This is a genomic window from Salipiger mucosus DSM 16094, assembly GCF_000442255.1.
Lineage (GTDB): Bacteria > Pseudomonadota > Alphaproteobacteria > Rhodobacterales > Rhodobacteraceae > Salipiger > Salipiger mucosus.
Map to the genome: position 1 here is coordinate 187,791 of NZ_KE557277.1, position 19,270 is coordinate 207,060.

General features: G+C 69.3%; 23 protein-coding genes and 1 pseudogene. All 24 read left to right on the forward strand.

Features of this window, described 5'->3' with window-relative positions; genetic code table 11:
- Window positions 1–19 precede the first annotated feature (19 nt).
- The 24 genes and pseudogenes from SALMUC_RS14820 to SALMUC_RS14935 all read left to right on the forward strand — a co-directional run bounded on the left by SALMUC_RS14820 (window position 20) and on the right by SALMUC_RS14935 (window position 19,211).
- Entirely contained in the window at window positions 20–1,183 is a 1,164-nt protein-coding gene (locus SALMUC_RS14820; protein WP_020038727.1) for an acyl-CoA dehydrogenase family protein, read from the forward strand.
- Window positions 1,180–1,485, forward strand: a complete 306-nt coding sequence (locus SALMUC_RS14825) for a hypothetical protein (RefSeq protein ID WP_020038726.1) — start codon at window positions 1,180–1,182, stop codon at window positions 1,483–1,485. Before SALMUC_RS14820 ends, SALMUC_RS14825 begins: the two co-directional genes overlap by 4 nt.
- A complete protein-coding gene (locus tag SALMUC_RS14830) occupies window positions 1,482–3,068 on the forward strand; it encodes an AMP-binding protein (protein ID WP_020038725.1) in 1,587 nt (528 codons plus the stop codon). The genes SALMUC_RS14825 and SALMUC_RS14830 overlap by 4 nt, the downstream gene beginning before the upstream one ends.
- Window positions 3,065–3,682, forward strand: a complete 618-nt coding sequence (locus SALMUC_RS14835) for a hypothetical protein (protein WP_020038724.1) — start codon at window positions 3,065–3,067, stop codon at window positions 3,680–3,682. Before SALMUC_RS14830 ends, SALMUC_RS14835 begins: the two co-directional genes overlap by 4 nt.
- Window positions 3,679–5,284: pseudogene (locus SALMUC_RS31690) on the forward strand (carboxyl transferase domain-containing protein). The gene SALMUC_RS14835 and the pseudogene SALMUC_RS31690 overlap by 4 nt, the downstream one beginning before the upstream one ends.
- A 91-nt stretch (window positions 5,285–5,375) precedes the next feature.
- The gene (locus SALMUC_RS14845; RefSeq protein ID WP_020038722.1) at window positions 5,376–5,792 is read left to right on the forward strand and encodes an ASCH domain-containing protein; all 417 of its coding nucleotides are present in this window, start codon (window positions 5,376–5,378) and stop codon (window positions 5,790–5,792) included.
- Between the two features lie 84 nt (window positions 5,793–5,876).
- Window positions 5,877–7,826 carry an acetyl/propionyl/methylcrotonyl-CoA carboxylase subunit alpha gene (locus tag SALMUC_RS14850; RefSeq protein WP_020038721.1) on the forward strand — a complete coding sequence of 650 codons (1,950 nt, stop codon included), beginning with the start codon at window positions 5,877–5,879 and terminating at the stop codon, window positions 7,824–7,826.
- Complete coding sequence (locus SALMUC_RS14855; protein ID WP_020038720.1) at window positions 7,823–8,494, forward strand: glutathione S-transferase family protein; 672 nt, start codon at window positions 7,823–7,825, stop codon at window positions 8,492–8,494. Before SALMUC_RS14850 ends, SALMUC_RS14855 begins: the two co-directional genes overlap by 4 nt.
- Before the next feature lie 27 nt (window positions 8,495–8,521).
- Window positions 8,522–9,373: a hydroxymethylglutaryl-CoA lyase gene (locus SALMUC_RS14860; RefSeq protein ID WP_020038719.1), complete on the forward strand. Its 852-nt coding sequence runs from the start codon at window positions 8,522–8,524 to the stop codon at window positions 9,371–9,373.
- Entirely contained in the window at window positions 9,373–9,885 is a 513-nt protein-coding gene (locus SALMUC_RS14865) for a P-loop nucleotide/nucleoside kinase family protein (protein WP_020038718.1), read from the forward strand. Before SALMUC_RS14860 ends, SALMUC_RS14865 begins: the two co-directional genes overlap by 1 nt.
- Window positions 9,882–10,658, forward strand: coding sequence for a crotonase/enoyl-CoA hydratase family protein (locus SALMUC_RS14870; RefSeq protein WP_020038717.1), 777 nt, complete (start codon window positions 9,882–9,884; stop codon window positions 10,656–10,658). The genes SALMUC_RS14865 and SALMUC_RS14870 overlap by 4 nt, the downstream gene beginning before the upstream one ends.
- 10 nt (window positions 10,659–10,668) lie before the next feature.
- Window positions 10,669–11,034 carry a hypothetical protein gene (locus SALMUC_RS14875; protein WP_245584716.1) on the forward strand — a complete coding sequence of 122 codons (366 nt, stop codon included), beginning with the start codon at window positions 10,669–10,671 and terminating at the stop codon, window positions 11,032–11,034.
- 236 nt (window positions 11,035–11,270) lie between these two features.
- A complete protein-coding gene (locus tag SALMUC_RS14880; protein WP_020038715.1) occupies window positions 11,271–11,636 on the forward strand; it encodes an NADH-quinone oxidoreductase subunit A in 366 nt (121 codons plus the stop codon).
- Window positions 11,627–12,244, forward strand: a complete 618-nt coding sequence (locus SALMUC_RS14885) for a NuoB/complex I 20 kDa subunit family protein (RefSeq protein WP_020038714.1) — start codon at window positions 11,627–11,629, stop codon at window positions 12,242–12,244. The genes SALMUC_RS14880 and SALMUC_RS14885 overlap by 10 nt, the downstream gene beginning before the upstream one ends.
- A gap of 16 nt (window positions 12,245–12,260) precedes the next feature.
- Window positions 12,261–12,872 (forward strand): NADH-quinone oxidoreductase subunit C, encoded by a 612-nt coding sequence (locus tag SALMUC_RS14890; RefSeq protein ID WP_020038713.1) that lies wholly within the window; start codon window positions 12,261–12,263, stop codon window positions 12,870–12,872.
- The gene (locus SALMUC_RS14895) at window positions 12,872–13,072 is read left to right on the forward strand and encodes a hypothetical protein (protein WP_245584709.1); all 201 of its coding nucleotides are present in this window, start codon (window positions 12,872–12,874) and stop codon (window positions 13,070–13,072) included. The genes SALMUC_RS14890 and SALMUC_RS14895 overlap by 1 nt, the downstream gene beginning before the upstream one ends.
- Window positions 13,072–14,292: an NADH-quinone oxidoreductase subunit D gene (locus SALMUC_RS14900; protein ID WP_020038711.1), complete on the forward strand. Its 1,221-nt coding sequence runs from the start codon at window positions 13,072–13,074 to the stop codon at window positions 14,290–14,292. The genes SALMUC_RS14895 and SALMUC_RS14900 overlap by 1 nt, the downstream gene beginning before the upstream one ends.
- 57 nt (window positions 14,293–14,349) lie before the next feature.
- Window positions 14,350–14,697 (forward strand): hypothetical protein, encoded by a 348-nt coding sequence (locus SALMUC_RS14905; RefSeq protein WP_020038710.1) that lies wholly within the window; start codon window positions 14,350–14,352, stop codon window positions 14,695–14,697.
- A gap of 95 nt (window positions 14,698–14,792) precedes the next feature.
- Window positions 14,793–15,959, forward strand: a complete 1,167-nt coding sequence (locus SALMUC_RS14910; protein WP_020038709.1) for an NADH-quinone oxidoreductase subunit E — start codon at window positions 14,793–14,795, stop codon at window positions 15,957–15,959.
- A 35-nt stretch (window positions 15,960–15,994) separates the two neighbouring features.
- Window positions 15,995–16,774, forward strand: coding sequence for an NADH-ubiquinone oxidoreductase chain E (locus tag SALMUC_RS14915; protein ID WP_021120447.1), 780 nt, complete (start codon window positions 15,995–15,997; stop codon window positions 16,772–16,774).
- 11 nt (window positions 16,775–16,785) lie between these two features.
- Window positions 16,786–17,004 (forward strand): DUF5337 domain-containing protein, encoded by a 219-nt coding sequence (locus tag SALMUC_RS14920; RefSeq protein ID WP_020038707.1) that lies wholly within the window; start codon window positions 16,786–16,788, stop codon window positions 17,002–17,004.
- A gap of 3 nt (window positions 17,005–17,007) precedes the next feature.
- On the forward strand, window positions 17,008–18,303 hold the full coding sequence (nuoF, locus tag SALMUC_RS14925) for an NADH-quinone oxidoreductase subunit NuoF (RefSeq protein WP_020038706.1): 1,296 nt from the start codon (window positions 17,008–17,010) through the stop codon (window positions 18,301–18,303).
- A 76-nt stretch (window positions 18,304–18,379) separates the two neighbouring features.
- Complete coding sequence (locus SALMUC_RS14930; RefSeq protein ID WP_020038705.1) at window positions 18,380–18,832, forward strand: DUF5333 family protein; 453 nt, start codon at window positions 18,380–18,382, stop codon at window positions 18,830–18,832.
- 10 nt (window positions 18,833–18,842) lie between these two features.
- The gene (locus tag SALMUC_RS14935; protein ID WP_020038704.1) at window positions 18,843–19,211 is read left to right on the forward strand and encodes a hypothetical protein; all 369 of its coding nucleotides are present in this window, start codon (window positions 18,843–18,845) and stop codon (window positions 19,209–19,211) included.
- Window positions 19,212–19,270: the final 59 nt, after the last annotated feature.

Genomic DNA, 19,270 nt, shown 5'->3' on the forward strand with positions numbered 1-19,270 from the left:
CGCCGGGGGAGGGCGAAGGATGTTCAACGCGGTCATGAAATTCGATCTGGGCGAGGACGTGAACGCGCTGCGCGACATGGTCCACCGCTGGGCGCAGGAGCGGGTGAAGCCCATGGCGGCCGAGGTCGACAGCTCGAACGCCTTTCCGAACGATCTGTGGCGCGAGATGGGCGAGCTTGGCCTGCTGGGCATCACCGTGCCCGAGGACATGGGCGGGGCCGGTATGGGCTATCTCGCGCATGTCGTCGCGGTCGAGGAGATCGCCCGCGCCTCGGCCAGCGTCTCGCTGTCCTACGGCGCGCATTCCAACCTCTGCGTGAACCAGATCAAGCTCAACGGCGACGACTCGCAGCGCGCGAAGTATCTGCCCGGGCTGATCTCGGGCGTGCATGTCGGCGCGCTGGCCATGTCCGAGGCGGGCGCGGGCAGCGACGTGGTCTCGATGTCGCTGCGGGCCGAGAAGAAGAACGACCGCTTCGTTCTGAACGGCAACAAGTACTGGATCACCAATGGTCCCGACGCCGATACGCTGGTGGTCTATGCCAAGACCGAGCCCGAGGCCGGCGCCCGGGGCATCACCGCCTTCCTGATCGAGAAGGACATGCAGGGCTTTTCCAGCAGCGCGCATTTCGACAAGCTGGGAATGCGCGGCTCCAACACGGCCGAGCTGATCTTCGAGGACGTGGAGGTGCCCTTCGACAACATCCTCGGCGAAGAGGGCAAGGGCGTGCGCGTGCTCATGTCGGGTCTCGACTACGAGCGCGTGGTGCTCGCGGGGATCGGCACCGGCATCATGGCGGCCTGTCTTGACGAGATCATGCCCTACATGGTCGAGCGCAAGCAGTTCGGCCAGCCGATCGGGAACTTCCAGCTCATGCAGGGCAAGATTGCCGACATGTACACCGCGATGAACTCGGCCCGCGCCTATGTCTACGAGGTCGCCAAGGCCTGCGACCGGGGCGACGTCACCCGACAGGACGCGGCGGCCTGCTGTCTCTATGCCTCCGAGCAAGCCATGGTCCAGGCGCACCAGGCGGTGCAGGCCATGGGCGGGGCGGGTTTCCTGGCCGACGCCCCGGTGGCGCGGCTTTTCCGCGATGCCAAGCTCATGGAGATCGGCGCGGGAACCTCGGAAATACGCCGCATGCTGGTGGGGCGCGAGTTGATGGCGGCCATGGGATGAGCCGTGGCCTGCGCCTCTTTGCCCCGGTGGCTTTGCTCGCGGCGGTTGCCGCGGTGCTGGCCCTGAGGGCAGGGCGCGAGGCGGCGGAGCTGAGCGAAACGGACGTGATCGAGGCGATGGTGGCACGTTACCTGGACGAGGGCGGAGACGACGCGCAGCGCAGCGACTGCACCGGGCGGCCGGGGACTGCGCCCGCCTGGGTCGTGGTGACCTGCGCGGGCGAGGCCGAGACGCTGCGCTACGCGGTCGATCGCGCCGGGCGGCTGCTGTCGCGTGACGTGACGCGGAGGCCCGAGGCATGAATGGCGTGGAGGAGATGACCACGGCACGGCGCGTGCTTGCGGGCGATGACTACGCGGCGCTCCGGCGCGATTTCCGTTGGGACTTGCCCGCCCGGCTGAACATGGCGCGCGAGGTCTGCGACGACTGGGCGGAGGCGGCACCCGAGCGGACGGCGATCATCGACCTGAGCGACGGCGCGGCCCGCGTCACCACCTACGGCGAGCTGCAGGCCCTGTCGCGGCGGGTCGAGGCCTGGCTGCGGACGCAGGACGTGACGCGCGGCGACCGGGTGGGCGTGCTGCTCTCGCAGGGGGCGCTCTGCGCGGCGGCACACATCGCGGCCTGGCGGATGGGCGCGATCTCCGTGCCGCTCTTCAAGCTTTTCAAGCAGGGCGCGCTGCACAGCCGGCTCGACGACGCCGGCGCGAAGGCGGTCATTACCGATGCCGGGGGGCGCGAGCTGCTGGCGGGCTTCGACCTCGTCGCCGGGATAGAGGCGGACCTGCCCGCCACGGGCATGACCGAAGCGCCCGCCGAGACCGGACCCGAGGACCCGGCCGTGCTGATCTATACCTCCGGCACCACCGGCAAGCCCAAGGGTGCGCTGCATGGCCACCGCGTGCTGCGCGGTCACCTGCCGGGAGTCGAGATGAGCCACGACCTGCTGGGCCAGCCGGGTGACGTGCTCTGGACGCCGGCGGATTGGGCCTGGATCGGCGGCCTGTTCGACGTGGCAATGCCGGCCCTCTGTCTCGGCGTGCCGGTGGTCGCCGCGCGGCTGGCAAAATTCGACGCCGAGGCCTGCCAGCACATCGTCCGCGAGGGCGGGGTGCGCAACGTCTTCTTTCCGCCGACGGCGCTGCGGATGCTCAAGGCGGCGGACGCGACCTTGCCGGGCCTGCGCTCGGTCGCGAGCGGCGGCGAGCCGCTGGGTGCCGAGATGCTGGCCTGGGGCCGCGAGGCGCTTGGCGTGACGATCAACGAGTTCTACGGCCAGACCGAGTGCAACATGGTGGCCAGTTCCAGCAACGCGCTCTTTGCGCCGCGCCCGGGCTGCATCGGCAAGCCGGTGCCCGGGCACGAGGTCGCCGTGATCGACGCCGAGGGCCGCGAGACCGACGGTGAGGGCGACGTTGCGGTCAGGAGAGGATCGGCCTCCATGTTGCTGGAATACTGGAACAATCCGTATGCCACGGCAGAGAAGTTTCGCGGCGACTGGCTGGTGACCGGCGACCGGGGCGTCTTTGACGGGGACGGCTACCTGCGCTTCGTGGGACGGGAGGATGACGTCATCACCTCGGGCGGCTACCGGATCGGTCCGGCCGAGATCGAGGATTGCCTGCTCACGCATCCCGCGGTCGCGACGGTGGGCGTCGTGGGCAAGCCCGACGCGCTGCGCACCGAGATCGTCAAGGCCTACGTGGTGCTGAAGCCCGGCGTCGCCGCGACCCCGGGCGACCTTCAGGAATGGGTTAAGGAACGCCTGGCAAGCTATTCCTATCCAAGGGAAATTTCCTTTCTTGATGAGCTTCCGATGACCGTCACCGGCAAGGTGATCCGCAAGGAGCTGAAGGCCCGCGCAGCCGAGGAGACAGGGGCATGAGCGGGCGCTGGCACATCGGGGCCCTGTCCTCGGCCCTTCTTCTGGTCGCGCCGCTGTCCAGCGAGGCTGTCGCGGACCCCGAGCCGCTGCCCGCGTTCGCCACCTGCATGAATATCGAGATCGCGCGCTACGAACGCGCGCTCAAGCGGCTGCGCGAGGGGCCCGAGGACGGGTTCGAGATCGGAGAGACCTATGGCACCGAGTTCTGCGGCACCGTCGGCATCGTCCGCTGCGATCGTTCCGAAGCGCCCTTGCCCTGCCAGCACGCGCTGGCGGAGACGCAGGACGAGATGACGGCGGAAGTCATGGCGACGCTGCCCGAGCCGGCCGAGGTCGCGGGGCGGGACGGCACCGAGTCGGACGCGCTTTACCCCGCGCTTTGGGCACTCGCGCGGGATCGCTCGGCTGGCGACGATTGCGCCGGGTCCACCGAGGTCATGGAGGCCTGGTGCGAGGCGCGCGAGGCCAATCGCCGGCTGGGCTCGGCGGTCCTGGCCTGGCAGATGGCGCGGTTCCTGGGCGCCGCGCCGCGTGCGACAGAGGCCGGATGGGCGCAGAAGCCGCCGCCGCTGCGCCCGATGGCGCGGCCGGGATCAACGGGAGATACGCGATGAAACTTGTCTCGCAGGCGATTGCGGGCTCCGAGGAGTTCAAGGCCAACCGCAGCGGCCATCTCGAGGCGCTGCGCGTGGTCGAGGAGGCCGCCGCGCTGGCCGCGGCGGGGGGCGGCGAGCGTGCGCGCAAACGGCACCTCGACCGCGGCAAGATGCTCCCGCGGGAGCGGGTGGCGAACCTGCTCGACCCCGGCTCGCCCTTCCTCGAGGTGGGCGCGACAGCGGCGCACGGGCTCTACGACGGGGCGGCGCCCTCGGCCGGCGTGATCGCCGGCATCGGGCGGGTGCAGGGGCAGGAGGTCATGGTCGTCTGCAACGACGCCACCGTGAAGGGCGGCACCTACTACCCCATGAGCGTCAAGAAGCACCTGCGCGCCCAGGAGATCGCCGAGGAGAACCGGCTGCCCTGCGTCTACCTCGTGGACAGCGGCGGGGCGAACCTGCCGAACCAGGACGAGGTTTTCCCCGACCGCGATCATTTCGGCCGGATCTTCTACAACCAGGCGCGGATGAGCGCGAAGGGCATCGCCCAGATCGCGGTGGTCATGGGGTCCTGCACGGCGGGCGGCGCCTACGTGCCGGCCATGTCGGACGTGACAATCATCGTGAAGGAGCAGGGCACCATCTTCCTGGCCGGCCCGCCGCTGGTGAAGGCCGCGACGGGCGAGGTGGTGAGCGCCGAGGACCTGGGCGGCGGCGACGTGCACACGCGGCTCTCGGGCGTGGCGGACTACCTCGCAGAGGACGACGACCATGCGCTCGCGCTGGCGCGCCGCGCGGTGGGCGGACTCAACCGCGAGAAGCCTGCGACCGTGGCCTGGCAGAGCCCCGAGGAGCCGGCCTACGACCCCGACGAGATCCTCGGCGTGGTGCCCGCCGACCTGCGCACGCCCTACTGACATCCGAGAGGTCATCGCCCGCGTGGTCGACGGCTCGCGCTTCGACGAGTTCAAGCCGCGCTACGGCGAGACGCTGGTGACGGGCTTTGCCCACGTGAAGGGCTGCCCGGTGGGGATCGTGGCCAACAACGGCGTGCTCTTCTCCGAGGCGGCGCAGAAGGGGGCGCATTTCGTCGAGCTCTGTTCGCAGCGCGGTATCCCGCTGGTCTTCCTGCAGAACATCACCGGTTTCATGGTGGGGCGGCGCTACGAGAACGAGGGCATCGCACGGCACGGCGCCAAGATGGTGACCGCGGTGGCGACGACCTCGGTGCCGAAGATCACCATGCTGGTGGGCGGCTCCTTTGGCGCGGGCAACTACGGCATGGCGGGCCGGGCCTACCAGCCGCGGTTCCTCTGGACCTGGCCCAACAGCCGGATCTCGGTCATGGGGGGCGAGCAGGCGGCGGGCGTTCTCGCCACCGTCAAGCGCGACGCCATGGAGCGCGCCGGCGAGAGCTGGACCGAGGAGGAGGAGGTCGCCTTCAAGCGGCCCACCGTGGAGATGTTCGAGCGGCAGTCGCACCCGCTCTACGCCTCGGCGCGGCTCTGGGACGACGGCATCGTCGATCCGCGCAAGACGCGCGAGGTGCTGTCGCTGTCGCTGTCGGCGGCGCTGAACGCGCCCATCGAGGAGACGCGCTTTGGCGTGTTCCGGATGTGAGACTTCCGTGGTCCCGGGTGCCGCGCGCCATGCCCCGCCCCGTCGAAGCCGCGCCCGCCCGCCCACCCCGCGCCTTCGCCGGGGCGGGGCGGTGAGCCTGTCGGTCGAGGCGGCACTGACGCGCTGGCCGGGCGCCGTGACCTTTCGCTACGGTGACAGCGCCGCGTTGAATGCCGAGATCCTGGCGCTGGTGCGCAGCGGTGCCAAGACCGTGAGTTGCGACGCGCTGGCGGGTTTCGAGGCGCGCGGCGAGGTGCTGCCCGAACCGGGCAGGGTGGACATCGCGCTGGACTGGACCGGGCGGCCGGCCTGCGCGGTCAAGACGCTGGCCGTGGAGCACCTGCGGTTTTGCGACATGGACGAGGATCGCGTCGCGCCGCAGGGCGAGTTCCGCGATCTTGCGCACTGGCGGCAGGGCTATGAAGCCTACCTGCGGCGTGCCGGGGTGTTCTCACCGGAGGCCGTGATGGTGGTGGAGCGCTTCCGGGTCGTGGAGGATTTCGGATGACGCGCTCGGCAGGGGAGGCACTCCGGGTGTGGAGGTGGCGCCGATGCGTACTTTGGGAAAGATGAAAGGACGGGAGGGCTTGAGATGTTCGACACGGTTCTGATCGCCAACCGCGGCGAGATCGCCTGCCGCGTCATCGAGACGGCGCGGGGCATGGGGCTGCGGACGGTGGCCGTCTACTCGGATGCCGACGCCGGCGCGAAGCACGTCGCGCTGGCGGACCGGGCAGTGCACATCGGGGGCGCGGCGCCGTCGGAGAGCTATCTTCGCGGCGATGCCATCGTCGAGGCGGCGCTGGCCACCGGGGCGCAGGCCGTTCATCCGGGCTACGGGTTCCTCTCGGAGAACCCCGAGTTCGTCGAGCAGGTCGAGGCGGCGGGGCTGCGTTTCGTCGGGCCCTCGGCCTCGGCGATCCGGGCCATGGGGCTCAAGGATGCAGCCAAGCGGCTGATGCACGAGGCCGGCGTGCCGGTGGTGCCCGGCTATCACGGCGACGAGCAGGATGCGCAGTTCCTCGCGGGGGAGGCCGATGCCATCGGCTACCCGGTGCTCATCAAGGCCGTGGCGGGCGGCGGTGGCAAGGGGATGCGCGTCGTGCGCGAGCCCGGGGAGTTCGCGCCCGCGCTGGAGAGCGCCCGGGCCGAGGCGCGCGGTGCCTTCGGCAACGACGCCGTGCTGATCGAGAAGTTCGTGCAGGCGCCGCGCCACATCGAGGTGCAGGTCTTTGGCGACGGCACGCGGGCGGTGCATCTCTTCGAGCGGGATTGTTCGCTGCAGCGCCGGCACCAGAAGGTGATCGAGGAGGCCCCGGCGCCGGGCATGTCCGAGGAGATGCGCGCCGCCATGGGCCAGGCCGCCGTGCGCGCGGCGGAGGCGATCGGCTATCGCGGCGCGGGCACGGTTGAGTTCATCGTCGATGGGTCCGAGGGGCTGCGGCCCGACCGGTTCTGGTTCATGGAGATGAACACGCGTCTGCAGGTCGAGCACCCGGTGACCGAGCTGGTGACCGGGGTCGACCTCGTGGAATGGCAGTTCCGCGTGGCGGCGGGGGAGCCGCTGCCGGCGCGGCAGGAGGATCTGTCGATCACCGGCCATGCCTTCGAGGCGCGGCTCTATGCCGAGGACGTGCCGGCAGGCTTTCTGCCCGCGACGGGGCGGCTCTCGCATCTTGCCTTCCCCGAGGGCCTGCGCGCCGACAGCGGGGTGCGTGCGGGCGACGCGATCTCGCCGCACTACGACCCGATGATCGCAAAGCTCATCGTGCACGGGCCCACGCGGGCCATCGCGCTGCGCAAGCTGGCACGCGGGCTTTCGGAAACGCAGGTGGCCGGGACGGTGACGAACCTTGCCTTCCTTGGCGCGCTGGCCGTGCATCCGGGCTTTGCGCGCGGCGAGGTGGATACCGGGCTGATCGAGCGCGACCTCGACGCCCTGACCGAGGCGCCGGAGACGCCGCCGCGTGTCGTGGCGCTGGCCGCGCTGGCCGCCGCCGGCCTGCTGGAGGAGACGGCGCCAGCGACGGGTTTCACGCTCTGGCAGCCGCTGCGGCGCAGCCTGCGGCTTGACCACGCGGGCGAGGAGCTGCGCTGCTACCTGAAGATGCTCGGGCCGGATCGTGCCGAGATCGAGGTGCCGGGCGCGACGGTCGAGGCGCTTCGCCGCGACGGTGGCTGGCGGTTCGATGGCGTGCCGGCCGAGCCGGTGGCGCAGGACGCGGACACCATCACCGTGTTTGCCGGTCACGGGCTGCGCTTCGGCGTGGTCGATCCGCTGCGGCGCGCCATCGAGGGTGCCGGCGGCTCGGGCGTGATCGAGGCGCCGATGCCCGGCAAGGTGGTTGCGGTGCTGGCCGAGCCGGGGCAGACCGTGGGGGCGGGCGACCGTCTGGCGGTGCTCGAGGCCATGAAGATGGAACACACGCTCACCGCGCCGCGCGACGGGGTGATCGCCGAGGTGCTGGTCGAGGCCGGTGCCCAGGTCGAGCACGGCGCGGCGCTGATCCGGTTCGCCGAGGACGACGAGGAGGCCGCATGATCCGACTGCACCACGTGCCGCAATCCCGCTCGATGCGGGTGCTCTGGCTGCTGCACGAGCTGGGCATTCCCTTCGAGGTGGTGCCGCATCCCTTCGACAAGAGCCTGCGCGAGCCGGACTACCTCGCGCTGTCGCCGGCTGGCCGGGTGCCCGCGCTGGAAATCGAGGGCGAGCGCATGTTCGAGTCGGGCGCGATGATGGAATACCTCTGCGAGCAGTATCCCGACGCGGGGATGGGGCGGATGCCGGGGGCGCCGGACCGCATGGCCTGGCTCTGCTGGCTGCACTTCGCCGAGACCATCTCGCAGCACGTCGCTGCGCTCACCCAGCAGCACATCATGCTGCGCGAGGACGCGCAGCGCTCGCCCATCGTGATGAAGCTCGAGGCGGCGCGCCTTGGCAAATGCTATGACGCGATCGAGGCGCGGCTCTCGGCCCCGGTCCAGCGGCCCGATCACATCCTGACCTCGGGGTTCTCGGCGGTGGACATCGCCGTGGGGCAAGCGGTCTACATGGCGCGGCATTTCCGGCGGCTGGACGGCTGGCCAGAGACCGAGGCCTGGTATGCGCGCATCACCGAGCGCGAGGGTTTCGCTCGCTCGCTGCCGCAGCTCGAGGAGCAGCAGAGGGTCTACGCACAGGATTTCTACCCGGCCTGGGAGACCTGAGCCGGAGCCGCAGGCAGGGAGGACGAGATGGCCGAGAGGGTCGAGATCTTCGAGGTGGGCCCGCGCGACGGGCTGCAGAACGAGAAACGGCAGATCCCGGCGGCGGACAAGATCGCGCTGGTCGACTGCCTGAGCCGCGCGGGCTTTCGCCGGATCGAATGCGCGAGCTTCGTCTCGCCCAAATGGGTGCCGCAGATGGCCGACTCGGGCGCGGTGCTGACGGGCATCACGCGGGTGCCGGGCGTCTCCTACGCGGCGCTGACGCCGAACATGCGCGGCTTTGAGGCGGCCATGGAGGCCGGCGCCGACGAGGTGGCGATTTTCGGCTCGGCCTCGGAGGGGTTTTCGCGCGCGAACATCAACGCCAGCATCGCCGAGAGCCTGGAGCGCTTTGCGCCGGTGGCCGAGGCGGCCCGCGAGCGAGGTGTGCCGGTGCGGGGGTACGTTTCCTGCGTGGTGGAGTGCCCCTACGACGGCGCGGTGCCGCCCTCCGAGGTTGCGCGGGTCGTCTCGGCCCTGCGCGACATGGGCTGCTACGAGATATCGTTGGGCGACACCATCGGGCAGGGCGTGCCCGAGGCGGTGGATGCCATGCTCTCGGCCGTGCTAGCAGAGGTGCCGGCAGACCGGCTGGCGGGGCATTTCCACGACACCGCCGGCCGGGCGCTGGAGAACATCGAGGTGTCGCTGGGCCGCGGGCTACGGGTCTTCGACGCGGCAGTGGGCGGCCTGGGCGGCTGCCCCTACGCACCCGGCGCGGCGGGGAACGTGGCGACCGAGAGAGTGGCGGCGCGCCTGGCCGAGCTGGGCTACGAGACCGGGCTCGACATGGCAGTGCTGAGCGAGGCCGCCGAGATGGCGCGGGCCATGCGGGGCTGATGCCGGTGATGGTGGCGCTCTCGGGCCTGCCAGGCGTCGGCAAGAGCGCCGTGGCGCGGGCGCTCGCCGCGCGGACCGGGGCGCTCTGGCTGCGGATCGACGCCATCGAGCAGGCGCTGCGGGACTCTTTCTTGCGCACGGACGATATCGCCGACGGCGGCTATGCCGCGGCACGCGCGGTGGCCGAGGGTGCGCTGGGGCAGGGGATCGACGTGATCGCCGACGGCGTGAACCCGCTGGCGCTGACGCGCGAGGCCTGGCGTGCTGCGGCGGGAAACGCCGGGGCGCGGTGCATCGACGTCGAGCTGGTCTGCGGCGACCGCGCCGAACACCGCCGCCGCGTCGAGACGCGGCATGCCGAAGTGGCGGGGCTGTCTCTGCCGACTTGGGCGGAGGTCGAGGCGCGCGACTACGAGGCATGGACGGCGCCGGTGCTGCGCATCGACACGGCGGCGGTCGGGCCCGAAGACGTGGCGACGCGGATCGCGCAAAGGATGGAGGGTACAGGATGACGACGATCAGGGTGGAGCGCGAGGCGCGCGGCGTGGCTTGGATCTGGCTGGCGCGCCCCGAGAAGCACAACGCGCTCTCGGCGGAGATGATGACCGAGCTCGAGGCCGCAGCCGAAGAGCTTGCTGCCGACGACGACGTGCGCGTGGTCGTGCTGGCGGCCGAGGGAAAGAGTTTCTGCGCCGGCGGCGATCTTGCCTGGATGCGCGAGCAGTTCGGCATGGACGCCGGCACCCGGCGCAGCGAGTCGCGGCGCATCGCCACCGCTCTGGGGGCGCTCGCGGCGTTGCCGCAACCGCTGATCGGGCGTATCCACGGCAATGCCTTCGGCGGCGGGCTCGGGCTGATCTCGGTCTGCGACATGGCCCTGGGCGGTCAGGGCATCAAGCTTGGCCTCACCGAGGTCAAGCTGGGCCTGATCCCGGCCAACATCGGGCCCTACGTCGTCGCGCGCATGGGCGCGGTGCGTGCGCGCGAGGTCTTCATGAACGGGCGCATCTTCGGGGCCGAGGAGGCCGTACGCCTGGACCTTCTCAACCGTACGGTTGCGCCCGAGGACCTGGACGCAGCCGTGGCGGACGAGATCGCGGCCTATCTCGCCTGCGCGCCGGGGGCCGTGCGGGCCGGGAAGGCGCTGCTGAACGACCTCGCCGGCCGGGTCTCGACCGCCCAGGTCGACGAGGCCATCGACGCGCTGGCACGCCGCTGGGAGAGCGACGAGGCACGGGAGGGCATCAGTGCCTTCTTCGACAAGCGTCCGGCACCCTGGGCCTGATCCCTTGGCGGTGCAGCTGGCTCACCTGCACGCGACGCTCTGCCTTGCGGGCATCTTCTTCCAGGTGGGGCTGATCCTCGGGCTGCCACTGGCGGAGTGGGCGCAGGGTGCGCAGGGCACGGGGGCGCTGCCGCCGCGCCGCCGCGTCCTGGCCGGGCTGGCGGCAGCGGTGCTGCTGTTTCAGGCGCTGGCGCTGATCTCGGCGGCAGGTTTTCCGGGCCTCGACTGGCCGCGCTGGACGGGATGGGTCGCGATGGGCGTGCACGGCGCCGCACTTGCGCTCGACTTGGCCTCCGGCGCGGCCGTCGAGCGCCGGCTCTGGGCGCCGATCAACGCGGTGTTGGCGGCGCTCGCGCTGGCGGTCATGACATCGTGAAACCCCGCCGCTGCCCGCGCGGTATGCACCGGTCGACTGAAAAAATGTCGCAACTTCAGGCGGCCACCCGGCGATCAAGGGCTAGGCCATTGTCCGAAAAGCGTTTTAACCTCTCGGGAATATCCGCGGCCGTTGTTGACCCCGTCACGCCACGGGGATAAGTCACACAGAGCAAGGCGACATCGCCAAGGTCTCCGCGCCGGTTTTCGCGGCGCGCCTCGCAAGGGAGCCAGCAAGTGGAAGAGATGCTGCGGGAGTACCTCCCCATCCTCGTTTTTCTGGGCGTCGCCGTCGGTCTCGGCCTTGTCCTGATCCTCGCCGCGGTGGTCCTCGCCGTCAGGCATCCCGACCCCGAGAAGGTGTCGGCCTACGAATGCGGTTTCAACGCCTTCGATGACGCCCGGATGAAGTTCGACGTCAGGTTCTACCTCGTCTCGATCCTCTTCATCATCTTCGATCTCGAGATCGCCTTCCTGTTCCCCTGGGCCGTGGCCTTCAAGGATGTGAGCATGGTCGGCTTCTGGTCGATGATGGTGTTCCTCGGGGTCCTGACCATCGGCTTCGCCTACGAATGGAAGAAGGGGGCACTCGAATGGGAGTGAGCGACAAGGATCCGCTCGTCACCGAGGTGCAGGGCGACGGCCAGCAGGCCGACCGCGTGAAGTCCGGCCCCTCGGCCAAGGCGGCCTACGGCGAATACGGGGCCGGCTCGGACCCCGAGGCGGCGACCCAGGCGCTGAACCGCGAGCTCAGCGACAAGGGCTTCCTGCTGACCTCGGTCGACGACGTCATCAACTGGGCGCGCACCGGCTCGCTGCACTGGATGACCTTCGGTCTCGCCTGCTGCGCGATCGAGATGATGCATACCTCGATGCCGCGCTACGATCTCGAGCGCTTCGGCGCCGCGCCGCGCGCCAGTCCGCGTCAGTCGGACCTGATGATCGTGGCCGGTACGCTGACCAACAAGATGGCGCCGGCGCTGCGCAAGGTCTACGACCAGATGCCCGAGCCGCGCTACGTGATCTCGATGGGCTCCTGCGCCAACGGCGGCGGCTACTATCACTACAGCTACTCGGTCGTGCGCGGCTGCGACCGCGTGGTGCCTGTGGACGTCTACGTGCCGGGCTGCCCGCCGACGGCCGAGGCGCTGCTCTACGGCATCATGACGCTGCAGAAGAAGATCCGCCGCACCGGCACGATCGTCCGCTGAGGCCCCGGAGGAAGGCATGACCGAAGCACTGAACGAACTGGGCGGCCACATCGAGACCAAGCGTCCCGACTGCGTGCTGGGCTGGGACGTGAGCCATGGCGAGCTGAACGTCAACGTGGCTCCGGCCAGCATCCTGGGGCTCGTGGAGTTCCTCAAGACCGATCCGACCTGCCGTTTCTCGTCGCTGGTCGACATCACGGCGGTCGACTACCCGCAGCGGCCCAAGCGCTTCGACGTGGTCTACCACTTCCTGTCGATGTACCAGAACCACCGGATCCGGCTGCGCATGGCGATCCGCGACGAGGACATCGTGCCCTCGATCACCGGCGTTCACCCCTCGGCCGACTGGTTCGAGCGAGAGGTTTTCGACATGTTCGGGATCCTTTTCTCGGGCCACCCGGACCTGCGGCGAATCCTGACCGACTACGGCTTCCGCGGGCACCCGCTGCGCAAGGACTTCCCGACAACGGGTTACGTCGAACTGCGCTACGACGAAGAGCTCAAGCGCGTGGTCTACGAGCCGGTGAACCTGGTGCAGGAATACCGGCAGTTCGACTTCATGTCGCCCTGGGAAGGGGCCGAGTACATCCTGCCCGGCGACGAGAAGGCCGAGGGGGGCGCAAAGTGATGGGCTCTTACGGAATGGGCGGCGGCGGTCTGATCTGGCTGATCGTTCTGGGCGTGCTGGTCGTCGTGCCGTTCTGGCGCCTGCTGCCGCAGTTCGGCATCCCGGCCTGGGTCTCACTCGTGGCCATCATCCCGCTTGGCGCGCTGATCCTTCTCTGGGTCATGGCGTTCAAGGACAAGACGAACGGAGGCACTGCGTGATGGACGGCTCCAAGGGTTTCGACGACGCGCTCACCGGCGAGCAGCAGATCCGCAACTTCAACATCAACTTCGGCCCCCAGCACCCGGCGGCGCACGGCGTGCTGCGCCTCGTGCTGGAACTCGACGGCGAGATCGTCGAGCGCGTGGACCCGCACATCGGTCTGCTCCACCGCGGCACCGAGAAGCTGATGGAGAGCCGGACCTACCTGCAGAACCTGCCGTATTTCGACCGGCTCGACTACGTCGGCACGATGAACCAGGAACACGCCTGGGTGCTGGCCATCGAGAAGCTGACCGGCACCGAGGTGCCGCGCCGGGCGCAGCTCATCCGCGTGCTCTACTGCGAGATCGGGCGCATCCTGAACCACCTGCTGAACGTGACCACGCAGGCCATGGACGTTGGCGCGTTGACGCCGCCGCTCTGGGGCTTCGAGGAGCGCGAGAAGCTGATGATCTTCTACGAACGCGCCTGCGGGGCGCGGCTCCACGCCGCCTATTTCCGTCCCGGGGGCGTGCACCAGGATCTTCCGCCCGAGCTGATCGACGACATCGACGAGTGGTGCCAGGGCTTCCCGGCCTTCCTCGACGATATCGACGGGCTGCTGACCGAGAACCGGATCTTTAAGCAGCGCAACGCCGACATCGGCGTCGTGACCGAGCAGGACATCCAGGATCACGGTTTCTCCGGCGTCATGGTGCGCGGCTCGGGCCTCGCCTGGGACCTGCGGCGCGCGCAGCCCTACGAGTGCTACGACGAGTTCGACTTCAAGATCCCGGTTGGCAAGAACGGCGACTGCTACGACCGCTACCTCGTCCGCATGGCCGAGATGCGCGAGAGCGTGAAGATCATGAAGCAGGCCTGCGAGAAGCTGAAGATGCCCGAGAACCAGGGCGACGTGCTCGCGCGGGGCAAGCTGACGCCGCCGAAGCGGTCCGAGATGAAGACCTCGATGGAGGCGCTCATCCACCACTTCAAGCTCTACACCGAGGGCTTCCACGTGCCCGAGGGCGAGGTCTATGCCGCCGTCGAGGCACCCAAGGGCGAATTCGGCGTCTACCTCGTGGCCGACGGCACGAACCGGCCCTACCGCGCCAAGCTGCGCGCGCCGGGCTATCTGCATCTGCAGGCGATGGACCACGTCTGCCGCAATCACCAGCTTGCCGACGTGGCCGCGATCCTCGGATCGCTGGACATCGTGTTCGGCGAGGTGGACCGCTAAGACGCTGTGCCGGGGCCGTGGCCCCGTGTAACGACCGAGAAGGAGACGGGACACGTGATGGGGAAGACACGCCTGGCGAGTGGCCTGACGTTGATTGGCTTGCTGGCCGCCTGTGCGCTGCCGCCGGAAGGGGTGGAGGACGCCGATCTCGTGGCCTTTGACGAGGCCGTGGCCTCGGTCGGCTGCGATCTCGTGAGCGAGTCCGATTACCTGCCGGTGGAGTTCCAGACCGGGATGACCCGCCCGATGCTGCAGGAGATTGCCGGCTACCGGATCGCGACCGACAAGGGTGTCCGGCTCGAGAGCGGCGGCTTCCGCCTGACCTCCGGGCCCTGCGCGCCCACCGCGCCGGCGACCGAGCCGGCGGCGTTGCCTTCGGAGACGCCCGAGGCGCCCGAGGCATGATTTTCGCGGATGCCCCGATGCGGGGACGCCGAACAGAGACAAACGACGAACGGGGCGTCATGCGGCGCCCGACAGACCCCGGAGCCTGCTGACCCATGCTGCGCCGACTGCACCCAGACCAGCCCGAAAGCTTCGCCTTCACCCCCGCCAACCAGGCCTGGGCCGAGGCGCAGATCACCAAGTATCCCGATGGCCGGCAGGCCAGCGCGATCATCCCGCTTCTGTGGCGTGCCCAGGAGCAGGAAGGCTGGCTCTCGCGGCCGGCGATCGAGCATGTCGCCGACATGCTGGGCCTCGCGCATATCCGCGCGCTCGAGGTGGCGACCTTCTACTTCATGTTCCAGCTTCAGCCGGTCGGCAGCGTGGCGCACGTCCAGATCTGCGGCACGACCTCCTGCATGATCTGCGGCGCCGAGGACCTGATGGGGGTCTGCAAGGAAAAGATCGCACCCAGGGCGCATGAGCTTTCCGCCGACGGCAAGTTCAGCTGGGAAGAGGTCGAGTGCCTCGGGGCCTGTGCGAATGCGCCGATGGCGCAGATCGGCAAGGACTACTACGAGGACCTCACCGCCGAGCGCCTGTCCGAGATGCTCGACGAGATGGCCGCCGGCAAGGTGCCGACTCCGGGTTCGCAGATCGGACGCTATGCCTCCGAGCCGGCAGCGGGGCTGACCACCCTCAAGGCCCACGAGGCCGACCGGCCGAAGCACAACGCCGCCGTCGCTCTGGCGACCGAGATCGGCGATACGCTCAAGCGCATCGACGGGACCGAGGTGCCGCTGCGCACGCCCTGGCGCGACCGCTCGGACGAAGAGGGCAGCGCCAATCCCGACAAGCACACGCCGAAGCTGTCCGGCGGTGAGGCGGTAGACGAGACAGGCATCGACAAGCGCGAGGCGCCGGCCGCGGCGAAAGCCCATCCGCCAGCCTCCGCGCCCGCCGAGAGCACCGACGACGAGACCGAGGGCACCAAGCCCGAGACGCTCGACGCGCCGCGCGCCGGTGGTGCCGACGATCTCAAGCAGATCAAGGGTGTCGGGCCCAAGCTCGAAGGGGTCCTGAACGGCCTTGGATTCTTCCACTTCGACCAGATCGCGTCCTGGACCTCGGACGAACTGGCCTGGGTCGACTCGCACCTCGAGGGCTTCAAGGGCCGCGCCACGCGCGACGACTGGGTCAGCCAGGCCCGCACCCTGTCCGAGGGAGGCGAGACGGAGTTCTCGACGCGTGTTAAGGATGGAGACGTCTACGACGAGGACTGACGCAGTGACATGAAATGTCCGGGGGGAGGACGGGAATGACGAGTATGACCGAGATCGACGATTGCGCAAAGAAATGCTGGCTGGTCGCCGCGGCGATCGGTCTGGTGGTGGCCCTCCTTTCGCTGGCGGGCGCCAAGGGCATCCTTGCGGCGCTCGTGCTCGGCGGACTCGCGGCCTTCCTTCTCGGGCGTGTCTTCATCTGGTTCGCCTGTGCGCCCATCCCGACCGCCGGTGACGGCGCAGCATCGACGGCGCGGACAGGAACGGGCGGTGGCGCCGCCGGTCCCGCGAGCAGCGTTGCCGGGACGACGGCGGCCTCCGAAACCGCGGCCAAGGTGGCCGAGGCGCGGCGTGCCGATGCCGCGACCGATCCTTCCGCCGATTTGGGCCCCGCAGCGGCGGCTGCCGGTGTGCCCGGCGCCGCGACGACGGATGCCGGTGCGGCAGAAGAGCCGCTGGTCAAGCCGAGCAAGCCGCTTGCCGGGCAGGAAGATCTTGCGTCGCGCAAGGGCACATGGAAATACGAGGCCTCTGCCGACGACGCCGACGCGGCGGCCGAGGGAACGCGGCCCACGGCGCTGGAGGCTCCGCGCGGCGGGAGCGCGGACGACCTCAAGCAGATCAAGGGGGTCGGCCCCAGGCTCGAGGAGCTTCTGCACGAGCTGGGGATCTACCATTTCGACCAGATCGCAGGCTGGTCGGCGGACGAGGTCGCCTGGATGGATTCGAACCTCAAGGGGTTCCGCGGCCGCGTGTCGCGTGACGACTGGGTCGGCCAGGCAAAGTCGCTCGCTTCGGGCGGCGCACAGGAATGAACGGAGACGCGATGAGCGGGCAACAGGATCTCAACCGGCAGGGGCGCATCATCGCGCTCGTGATCGCCGGGACGGGGCTTGCCTGGATCGCGGCCACGGTACTGGGCAGCGCGCTGGACTGGAGCCAGCGCACAAGGGCCTTTTTCGATCTGGCGGCGCTTGCCGGGTTCGGGACGGCCATCTGGATGATCTACGGGCTCTGGCGCGCCCGCCAGAAGAACAAGGACTGAGCGATGCTGAAGGACGAAGATCGCATTTTCACCAACCTCTACGGCATGCATGACCGGACCCTGTCGGGCGCGAAGAAGCGCGGGCACTGGGACGCCACCGCGGGCCTGATCGAGAAGGGACGCGACTGGATCGTCGAGGAGATGAAGGCCTCTGGCCTGCGCGGCCGCGGCGGCGCAGGTTTCCCGACGGGGCTCAAGTGGTCCTTCATGCCCAAGGAAAGCGACGGCCGCCCCGCCTACCTGGTGGTGAACGCCGACGAATCCGAGCCGGGCACCTGCAAGGACCGCGAGATCATGCGCCACGATCCGCATACGCTGATCGAGGGCTGCCTGATCGCCTCCTTCGCGATGAACGCGCACGCCTGCTACATCTACATCCGCGGCGAATACATCCGCGAGCGCGAGGCGCTGCAGGCCGCCATCGACGAGGCCTATGACGCGGGCCTGCTGGGCAAGAACGCGGCAGGCTCGGGCTGGGATTTCGACCTCTACCTGCACCACGGCGCCGGCGCCTACATCTGCGGCGAGGAAACCGCGCTTCTGGAAAGCCTCGAGGGCAAGAAGGGCATGCCGCGCATGAAGCCGCCGTTCCCGGCGGGCGCGGGCCTCTATGGCTGCCCGACCACGGTGAACAACGTGGAATCCATCGCGGTGGTCCCGACGATCCTGCGCCGCGGCGCAAGCTGGTTCTCGGGCTTCGGCCGTCAGAACAACGCGGGCACCAAGATCTTTGCCGTCTCGGGCCACGTCAACAATCCCTGCGTCGTCGAAGATGCCATGTCGATCTCCTTCGAGGAACTGATCGACCGGCATTGCGGCGGCATTCGCGGTGGCTGGGACAACATCAAGGCGGTGATCCCGGGGGGCTCCTCGGTGCCATGCGTGCGCGGCGAGAACATGCGCGACGCGGTCATGGATTTCGACGCGCTCAAGGAAAAGGGCTCGAGCCTCGGCACGGCCGCGGTGATCGTGATGGATCAGTCCACCGATATCATCAAGGCGATCTGGCGGCTCTCGAAGTTCTACAAGCACGAGAGCTGCGGCCAGTGCACGCCCTGCCGCGAGGGCACGGGCTGGATGATGCGCGTGATGGACCGGCTGGTGAAGGGCGAGGCGGAGGTCGACGAGATCGACATGCTCTTCGACGTCACCAAGCAGGTCGAGGGCCACACCATCTGTGCGCTCGGCGACGCGGCGGCCTGGCCGATCCAGGGCCTGATCCGAAACTTCCGCGACGAGATCGAGGACCGGATCAAGGCCCAGAGAACCGGCCGCACGGGCGCCATGGCGGCGGAGTGACTCGGGTCATGTGGGCAGACGCGACCAGCAAATGCGGGGCCGAAGCAGGAAACGGTTCAACGCCGGGACTGGCGGCATGAACGCGGCGGTCCGTATCTCGGCCGGCGCTACGCTTGCCGCCGTTCTGCTGGCCGGCTGCGGCCCTGCCGGCGGCTCGGGCGGCACCGGAGTTGTCGGTGCGCCTCCGGCCACGGCGCCGCTGGCAGATCGCTGGGCGCATCGCGTGGTCGCGATCTCGGTGGCCGAGGGCATCGCGGACAAGTGCTACGGCGAGGGGATCTCGCTCGCACCGTCGCAGTGGAATGGGGCCGTGGCCCGCGCGACCGGCGAGCTGGTGGCGCAGGGGGCCGACCCCGCCGAGCTGGACGCGATCTATGCGGCGCACGACTTCAACGAGACCTCGGCGCAGGCGCAGGCCTGGCTGGCGGCGCGCGGCGCGGTGCCGGGCGTGCCGGAGAGCCTGTGCACGATCGGGGAACGGGAAATCGCGGACGGCACCGAAGTGGGCCGCCTGCTGCAGACGCTGTGACGAGGATGGCATGAGCCACGCGATGGGACATCTGGGATCTGGGCTGCGGCTTGCGGCGCTGGCCGGCATCGCCGTGCTGGGGCTGACGGCCTGCAGCGTCTTCGGCAGCCGCGAGAACCAGATCGAGTACCAGGGCATCCCGTTCAACGGTGATCACCGGGCGCTGCGCGACGACCGCATGTCCTTTGTCGCGACAGCCAAGCCCGCGGATGTCTCGCTCGACGGTGCGATCCGTGCGGCGGAGTTCGAGGGCGTGAAGTACTGCATTTCGTATATCGGCACTTCGGACATCGACTGGCAGATCGGCCCCGACACGCCGCGCGCGCAGATGCCGGTCTCGGACGGGACGCTGACCTTCCGGGGGACCTGCGTGGAATGAGCCGGGATGCGCCCATATCGGCGGCTCGCTGCGGCTGTTATTGCCTGACGTCGCGTCGC

Excerpts from the sequence above, each read along its gene's own strand:
- SALMUC_RS14820 (WP_020038727.1), top strand. The coding sequence starts at position 20 with ATGTTCAACGCGGTCATGAAATTCGATCTGGGCGAGGACGTGAACGCG.
- SALMUC_RS14825 (WP_020038726.1), top strand. The coding sequence starts at position 1,180 with ATGAGCCGTGGCCTGCGCCTCTTTGCCCCGGTGGCTTTGCTCGCGGCG.
- SALMUC_RS14830 (WP_020038725.1), top strand. The coding sequence starts at position 1,482 with ATGAATGGCGTGGAGGAGATGACCACGGCACGGCGCGTGCTTGCGGGC.
- SALMUC_RS14835 (WP_020038724.1), top strand. The coding sequence starts at position 3,065 with ATGAGCGGGCGCTGGCACATCGGGGCCCTGTCCTCGGCCCTTCTTCTG.
- SALMUC_RS14850 (WP_020038721.1), top strand. The coding sequence starts at position 5,877 with ATGTTCGACACGGTTCTGATCGCCAACCGCGGCGAGATCGCCTGCCGC.
- SALMUC_RS14855 (WP_020038720.1), top strand. The coding sequence starts at position 7,823 with ATGATCCGACTGCACCACGTGCCGCAATCCCGCTCGATGCGGGTGCTC.
- SALMUC_RS14860 (WP_020038719.1), top strand. The coding sequence starts at position 8,522 with ATGGCCGAGAGGGTCGAGATCTTCGAGGTGGGCCCGCGCGACGGGCTG.
- SALMUC_RS14865 (WP_020038718.1), top strand. The coding sequence starts at position 9,373 with ATGCCGGTGATGGTGGCGCTCTCGGGCCTGCCAGGCGTCGGCAAGAGC.
- SALMUC_RS14870 (WP_020038717.1), top strand. The coding sequence starts at position 9,882 with ATGACGACGATCAGGGTGGAGCGCGAGGCGCGCGGCGTGGCTTGGATC.
- SALMUC_RS14885 (WP_020038714.1), top strand. The coding sequence starts at position 11,627 with ATGGGAGTGAGCGACAAGGATCCGCTCGTCACCGAGGTGCAGGGCGAC.
- SALMUC_RS14890 (WP_020038713.1), top strand. The coding sequence starts at position 12,261 with ATGACCGAAGCACTGAACGAACTGGGCGGCCACATCGAGACCAAGCGT.
- SALMUC_RS14895 (WP_245584709.1), top strand. The coding sequence starts at position 12,872 with ATGGGCTCTTACGGAATGGGCGGCGGCGGTCTGATCTGGCTGATCGTT.
- SALMUC_RS14900 (WP_020038711.1), top strand. The coding sequence starts at position 13,072 with ATGGACGGCTCCAAGGGTTTCGACGACGCGCTCACCGGCGAGCAGCAG.
- SALMUC_RS14905 (WP_020038710.1), top strand. The coding sequence starts at position 14,350 with ATGGGGAAGACACGCCTGGCGAGTGGCCTGACGTTGATTGGCTTGCTG.
- SALMUC_RS14910 (WP_020038709.1), top strand. The coding sequence starts at position 14,793 with ATGCTGCGCCGACTGCACCCAGACCAGCCCGAAAGCTTCGCCTTCACC.
- SALMUC_RS14915 (WP_021120447.1), top strand. The coding sequence starts at position 15,995 with ATGACGAGTATGACCGAGATCGACGATTGCGCAAAGAAATGCTGGCTG.
- SALMUC_RS14920 (WP_020038707.1), top strand. The coding sequence starts at position 16,786 with ATGAGCGGGCAACAGGATCTCAACCGGCAGGGGCGCATCATCGCGCTC.
- nuoF (WP_020038706.1), top strand. The coding sequence starts at position 17,008 with ATGCTGAAGGACGAAGATCGCATTTTCACCAACCTCTACGGCATGCAT.
- SALMUC_RS14930 (WP_020038705.1), top strand. The coding sequence starts at position 18,380 with ATGAACGCGGCGGTCCGTATCTCGGCCGGCGCTACGCTTGCCGCCGTT.
- SALMUC_RS14935 (WP_020038704.1), top strand. The coding sequence starts at position 18,843 with ATGAGCCACGCGATGGGACATCTGGGATCTGGGCTGCGGCTTGCGGCG.